This is a genomic window from Streptomyces odonnellii, from assembly GCF_000981895.1.
In the GTDB taxonomy this organism is placed as follows: domain Bacteria; phylum Actinomycetota; class Actinomycetes; order Streptomycetales; family Streptomycetaceae; genus Streptomyces; species Streptomyces odonnellii.
In genome coordinates this window covers 1-6,561 of sequence record NZ_LATD01000559.1, presented here as the reverse complement: position 1 = coordinate 6,561, position 6,561 = coordinate 1, and the positions used below count along the sequence as shown (strand labels likewise).

Annotated in this window: 6 protein-coding genes; 3 read left to right on the top strand and 3 right to left on the bottom strand. The window is 72.9% G+C overall.

Annotated elements, in window-relative coordinates; genetic code table 11:
• Positions 1 to 70: 70 nt before the first annotated feature.
• A complete protein-coding gene (locus WH07_RS35005) occupies positions 71 to 973 on the top strand; it encodes an ABC transporter permease subunit (RefSeq protein ID WP_046509124.1) in 903 nt (300 codons plus the stop codon).
• A gap of 131 nt (positions 974 to 1,104) precedes the next feature.
• Here the strand turns inward: WH07_RS35005 and WH07_RS35000 are convergent, their stop codons facing one another.
• The gene (locus WH07_RS35000) at positions 1,105 to 1,434 is read right to left on the bottom strand and encodes a hypothetical protein (RefSeq protein WP_046509122.1); all 330 of its coding nucleotides are present in this window, start codon (positions 1,432 to 1,434) and stop codon (positions 1,105 to 1,107) included.
• Positions 1,435 to 1,643: 209 nt separating this feature from the next.
• On the opposite strand from WH07_RS35000, the gene WH07_RS34995 reads away from it, so the two are divergent.
• A complete protein-coding gene (locus WH07_RS34995; protein WP_046509120.1) occupies positions 1,644 to 2,672 on the top strand; it encodes an LLM class flavin-dependent oxidoreductase in 1,029 nt (342 codons plus the stop codon).
• A 107-nt stretch (positions 2,673 to 2,779) separates the two neighbouring features.
• Here WH07_RS34995 and WH07_RS34990 read toward each other — a convergent pair whose 3' ends face one another.
• Positions 2,780 to 3,172: an SCO5389 family protein gene (locus tag WH07_RS34990; RefSeq protein WP_046509118.1), complete on the bottom strand. Its 393-nt coding sequence runs from the start codon at positions 3,170 to 3,172 to the stop codon at positions 2,780 to 2,782.
• A gap of 212 nt (positions 3,173 to 3,384) precedes the next feature.
• On the opposite strand from WH07_RS34990, the gene nucS reads away from it, so the two are divergent.
• A complete protein-coding gene (nucS, locus tag WH07_RS34985) occupies positions 3,385 to 4,056 on the top strand; it encodes an endonuclease NucS (RefSeq protein ID WP_046509117.1) in 672 nt (223 codons plus the stop codon).
• Between the two features lie 67 nt (positions 4,057 to 4,123).
• Here nucS and WH07_RS34980 read toward each other — a convergent pair.
• The coding region (locus tag WH07_RS34980; protein ID WP_052744667.1) for an ATP-binding protein at positions 4,124 to 6,561 on the bottom strand (2,438 nt) is incomplete at its 5' end.

Sequence of the window (6,561 nt, the reverse complement as noted above, 5' to 3'; positions counted from 1 at the left end):
CGACCGCCCCGGCTGCTCCCCCGGCCGTGGACACCACCAAGCGCGACAGCGACAGCAGCGAGGACCCCCGATGACGACCCCGCCGACCTCGTCGACCCCGCCGAACCCGTACCAGCAGGTCCCGCCGGGCGCCGCCGGGACCGCCCCCTGGCAGGGGGGTCCCGCCGCCGTCGGATACACCTCGCCCATCCCGGCCCGCCGGGCCCATCTCGGCGACGCCCTCGCCTCGGAGTGGACCAAACTCCGGTCCGTACGGTCCACGGTGTGGACGCTCGGCGTCATGATCGTGCTGATGCTGGGCGTCGGGATCCTGTCCGCCGTGGTGGTCGCCGCCGCGGACGCCCCGGTCACCGACGACGAGTCCATGCTGGCCCTCGGCTTCTTCGGGGTGCTGCTCGGCTCGATGTGTGTGATGACGCTGGGCGTGATGACCATCGCCTCGGAGTACGGCACGGGCATGATCCGTACGACCCTGACCGCGTGCCCCAGCCGGGTGCGGGTGCTCACCGCCAAGGCGGTCGTCTTCTTCGTCCTGGTCTTCGTCATCACGGCGCTGACCACGATGACCGTGGCCGCGGTCCAGGCCGCGATCGTGGACGCGCCCTCGCAGGACGGCGGGCTCTGGTTCCGTGCGACGGTCGGCGTGAGTCTCTATCTGGCCACGCTGGGGCTGCTGGCCATGGCCGTCGGCGCGCTGATCAGGCACTCGGCGGGCGCGATCACGGTCATGATCGGGGTGGTCCTGCTGCCGCTGGTGCTGGCGATGTTCATGTTCGCGGACTCGCTCAGCGCGCTCCGGGACGGCCTGCTCGAATACTCGATCCCGAGCCAGCTCTCGGTCTTCTACACCGACAGCGTCGGTATCGCGAGCTCTTCAGGTCCGCGCGGCTGGGAGCCGCTGTGGATCCTGCTGGGGGTGACGGCTGTCGCGATGGCCGGCGCCTGCTTCGCCCTCGAAAAGCGCGACGTCTAGACGCTAAGTCTGAACGTGACGTCTGCACGCGGCGTCTGGACGTGAGGTCTGGACGTGAATTCTGGACGCGAGGCGACGTCCGGCCCGCGCGGCCCCGCGCCGCCCGCGCCCTGAGGAGCCCCCGGCCCGGCTCAGTACTTCGGCGCGTTACGGGACCGCTGCACCCGCGAGGTGCGGCGGTCCTTCGCGCTCCAGCAGGAGCCGTGCCAGTGCCGCCGGTCGTCCACCCCGCCGTACTCGGGCCAGGCGACCACATGCGGGACCGCCGACGGGATCTCCTGGTCGCACCCCGGGCAGCGGTAGCGCTTGCCCTCGGCGCTCGCGCCGGCGACATGCCGTACCGACCACTCCTCGCCCTGCCAGGACTCCGACCGCTGGAAGCCGCCGTACCGGTCCCCCGCCTCACCGGCTCGCTCGGTCGGTTTCTCGCCGCCTCGGGGACGGTTGCGACGCGGGGACACAGGACACCTCACGGGGCAGACAGCACGGTTCCACTCCAGCGTACGGCCCGTGCCACCGGGCAGACGTCCCCTGCGGCACAAGAGGCGCCGGTTCACAGGACCGACTCAAGGGACAATCGCATAATTTTCGCGGGCGGCCGTGCCCTTGGCACGTGTCAGGCGTTGTTGCCACTAGGGGAGTCGCGTCGGCCGCAAGGAGGCAGAAGGCGATGCGTGTTGGAGCTTTTGTACTGTCCGCTCAGTTCCCTGGTCAGGGGCAGGGAGAGGCGCTGAACCGGGCCGTGCGCACCGCCGAGCTGGCCGAGGTGTCCGGGCTCGACGCGGTCTGGCTGGCCGAGCACCACTTCGTACCGTACGGGGTGTGTCCGTCGGCCGTGACCCTGGCCGCGCTGCTCCTCGGCCGTACCGACCACATCCGGGTGGGCACGGCTGTCAGCGTGTTGCCGAACGTGCATCCGGTGGCCCTCGGCGAGCAGGCGGCGCTGCTGCATCTCGTGTCGGGCGGGCGGTTCAGCCTGGGGGTGGGCAGGGGTGGCCCCTGGGTCGATCTGGAGGTCTTCGGCTCCGGACTGGCCGCGTACGAGCGGGAGTTCCCCGAAGCGCTCGCCCTGCTGCTGCGCTGGCTGCGCGAGCCGTGCGTGTCGGCCTCGGGCGAGCGGTTCCGGTTCCGCGAAGTCCCCGTCGTACCGCGGGCGGACGAGCTGATGGACACGGCGGGACCCGAGGTGGTGATCGCCTGCACCTCGCCGAAGACGGTGAGGCTGGCCGCCGAGCACGGGCTGCCGATGCTGCTGGGGATGCACTGCGGCGACGAGGAGAAGGCGGAGATGGTCGCGCTCTGGCGGTCGCACGCGCGCCAAGCCGGCCTCGGCGCCGAGGAGATCGAGTCCGCCGCGCATGTGTCGGCCGGGGTCGCGCAGATCGCGGACGGGCGGGCCGAGGCGGTGGAGACGCTGGTCAAGGCCATGCCGGGCTGGCTGCGGCAGGGGCTGGGCGCGCATGTCACGGTCGACGGCAGGCCGCGGTCGATGCGGGACCCGCTGGAGTACACCGAACTGCTCTGCGGGCTGCATCCGGTGGGGCCGCCCCGGCTGGCCGTGGACCGGCTCGCGGCCACGGCGGAGCGTACGGGCATCACCCGCTTCGCGCTGCTCGTCGAGGGCTCGGGCGATCTGGCGGCGACGGAGGAGAACATACGGCGGCTGGGTACGGAGGTGCTGCCGCAGCTCGGCCCATGAGCCGGCCCGCGTACCGCCCCTTCCCCGCCGGCGTGTACGCCTCGCTCGAACTGCTGCCGCTCCTGCACCCACGACACCTCCCCGGTGCGGAGCGGCAGCAAGGCACGTCAGCAGTCGCGCAGTTCGGGAGACTGGTTGAGCAACTGGGCCCTGACCGAGGTGAATCGGGCCAGCCGCTCATCGACCGAGGTGTCCAGGGGGAACACCGCGACCCGGTGACAGTTCTGGAACGCGATGCGCACCCCGAAGTGCCGCTGGAGCGTCCCGCGAATGGCGTCACTCGCGAGCGCGCGCAGTAGCTGACCACGTGCCTGCTCGTCCGGCGGGGGCGTCTGGTTGTCGGCGAACTGTCCACCGTCCACCTTGAGCTCGGCCACCAGAGAACTGATCATCTCCCATGCGTAGGGCAGGGAGGTCCGGACGCAGTCGACGAAAGCCGCTTCGTCGACCTCGCCTCGCTCGGCCTGATCCAACAGCGCCGGTGAGACGTCGAGCGACATGGGTTCTCCTCTCGCGACCCCGGAAGCGGGGCCTTACGGGCAGGGAAGGAGGCGACGACGACGCAGCGTGCACGACCGGCGACCTCCTGCTTCCACGTTAGGCGTGTGGTGGTGACGGCACCAGGAGAATGGGAACACAACCGGCCAATAACGAACGGGGGCTTCCGGGGCGAATCGCGCGCGGCCTCGCCGGTCGAGTAGCGTTGCCGACCATGCGTCTCGTCATCGCCCGCTGCTCCGTCGACTACGCGGGCCGGCTCACCGCCCACCTCCCCTCCGCTCCCCGTCTCATCCTGGTCAAGGCCGACGGCAGTGTCTCGGTCCACGCCGACGACCGGGCGTACAAACCTCTCAACTGGATGTCGCCGCCCTGCACCCTCAAAGAAGGTGGCGACGACGACCCCGGTGTGTGGACGGTCATCAACAAAGCGGGCGAGAAATTGATCATCACCATGGAGGAGGTCCTGCATGACTCCTCGCATGAGCTGGGCGTGGATCCGGGCCTCATCAAGGACGGTGTGGAGGCCCATCTCCAGGAGCTGCTCGCCGACCGGATCGAGACACTGGGCGAGGGATACAGCCTGATCCGCCGCGAGTACCCGACGGCGATCGGCCCGGTGGACATCCTGTGCCGGGACGCGGACGGCGGGACGGTGGCGGTGGAGATCAAGCGGCGGGGCGAGATCGACGGGGTGGAGCAGCTCACCCGCTATCTCGAACTGCTCAACCGCGATCCCCATCTCGCGCCGGTGAAGGGCGTGTTCGCGGCGCAGGAGATCAAGCCGCAGGCGCGGGTGCTGGCGACGGACCGCGGGATCGGCTGTGTCGTACTGGACTACGACGGGATGCGCGGCATCGAGGACGACAAGCTCCGCCTCTTCTGACGCGCCGCTTCTGATCCGTACGGCTGTGTGGGGAGCCGGTGCCCGAGGGCGCCGGCTCCCCGTGGCATCAGATGGGTGTGGAGCTGGGCTCCGTGGCTCCCGCGCTGAGGCTGGGGAGCGTGCCGCTGGATGTGGTGGTGGGCACCGTGGAGGACGAGCTCTCCGACGGTGTCGGCGTCGGCGAGCCCGTGGGGGTCGGCGACGACGGGGCCGAAGGCGACTCGGACGGGTCCGTCGGGGGCTTCGGCGGCCGGCTGCTGCCGGCCGGCGGTACGGGCGGCTCGCCCGGCGCCGAGGACGTGCCCCCGCCCGAGGACGAGCCGCCGTCGACCGGATCGGACGGGCCCTCCGGGGCCGATGCCGTACCGGACGGGGTGGCGCTGTCCGTCGGGCTCGCGGCCGGGCCGCCCTGTTCCGTACGGCCGGAGCCGGGCCGGTGCGTCGAGACGTCGGCGGGCTGGTCGGCAGGCAGACCGCCGTCGTCGTCGCCCTCGTCCGGGTCGAAGGCCGGCTCCGAGCGGTACGGGTCCGGCTGCGCGGGGTCGCCGCCGGACGTCGCGCCCAGCGTCACCACCGTGCCGAGGACGGCCGCGAGCACCGCGCCCGCGCCGGCCGCGACCAGATTGCGCCGGGCACCGCGCAGCGCCGGACGACGGCCGTGCGCCGGGGACGGCTTGGCGGCCGGGGGCGAACCGGGGGCAGGGGTGTCGCGCCGGGTGACCAGGGGCGTGGCGGCTCCGGCGAGTCCCTGCGGGACCGGGGTGCCCAGCGCCGGAGTGGAGGTGAGCGGCGAGGGCTCCTCGTACCGTACGGGCAGCTCGCCCGCAGGCGTACGCCCGCCGGACGCCGCGGCCTCGCGGTCCGCGACCAGGGCCAGCGCCCTGCGCCCCGCGACCGTGCCGGCCTTGTCGGCGACGGCGCCCCGCATCCCGATCGACGCCTCCAGCTCGGCGCGGGCCCGGTCCGGGTTCCCGACACAGAGCGCGAGCACGCCCAACTCATGGTGGAAATACGCTTCTTCGGCGACCTCTCCGGCGAGCCTGGCAGCCTCGGAGCCGACCCGCAGCGCCCGTTCCCAGGCGCCCCAGTGCAGCCCGGCGAGGAACGCGGGCGCGGCGCTGCGCGCCAGCAGCACCGCGGCGCTCGGGTGGCCCGACTCCTGTCCTGGCACCAGCGGTGCCAGCGCGGCGAGCACGGCGTCGGCCTCGGCCACGGCCCGTTCGGGGGTGACCGAGGGGTGGCCGGTCCACCAGGCGTAGTGCTGGGCCGCGGTGTGGGCGTGGGCCACGGCGTCGTCGCCGTACCCCTTGGCTTCGAGCTGCGCGACGACTCCGGCGGCGAGCCGGTACCGACCGCCGACCGGGGTGAGGAGCCCGCAGCTCATCAACTCGCCGAGCGCGGCGTCCGCGTGGGTGTCGCCCACCAGCGCCGGAAGGTGCGCCTGGTGCGGCACCTCGCCGCCGAGGGCGACGGCGAAGCGCAGGGTCGCGCGGGCCGCCTCGCTGAGCCGGGAGGCGAGCAGGGCGGCGGGTGCGGCGCCCTCGCCGAGGCTGGGCAGGGGTATGTCGTATCCGTCGGGGGTGCTCACCGGGGTCTCGGTGATGGCCCGTTCGAAGGGCTCGAACTCGTCGAAAGCCCCGGGGCCGCCGCGGAGCTGGTCGCGCTGCCGCAGCAGCGCCCCGGCCTGGACGAAGCGCAGGGGCAGGCCCTCGGACTCGAACCAGAGGTCGCCCGCCCAGTTCGCCTCCTCGTCGGTGAGGGGGCGTTCGACGGCGCGTTCCAGCAGTTCGAGCGAGGTGCCGCGGCCGAGCCCGCCGAGCGCGACCTCGTCCAGCCGCGCGTCGGCGGAGGGGGCTTCGGTGCCGGGGACCGGGGCGAGGAGATAGGCGCACTCGGGGGTGGCGTCGAGCAGTTCGTCGAGCGCTTCGCCGCCCAGCTCCAGATCGTCGAGGACGACGACCGCGCCGATCCCGGCGACGAGTTCGAGCAGTTCCGCGCGGTCCGGCCGGCAGAGCTCGCTCTTGTACACGGCCGCGTACAGCTCGTACAGCAGCTCGGTGGCGGTCCGGTGGTGCCCGGAGAGCCGTACGACTCCGTCGGGCGCGAGGTTGACGCAGTCCGCGGCGACGGCTTCGAGCAGTACGGTACGGCCGGAGCCGGCGGGCCCGGTCAGATATACGGAGCGGCCCTGGCCCAGCAGCCCGCGCAGCTCGGTCCGTTCCTCCGCGCGCTCCAGCAGCGGCAGCGGCGGCGCGGCGGGCCCGGGCGGTACGGGGGGACGCCCCGCGCGCTGGAGGGCGGCGCGTTCCTCGGCGCTGCGCCTGGCCGGGGCGGGGGGCCGTCTGCCGGGCGGGCACAGCTCGATCTCGCTGCCGTCGACGGGGTTGACGGTCAGCAGCAGGTCACCGGAGATCAGCTCGACCGTGCGGACGGGCACGGGTGTGGCGGGCCCCGCGCCCTTGAGATGGGCCAGGGCGGGGGTGACCGCCGGAGGAGGGGTGCGTG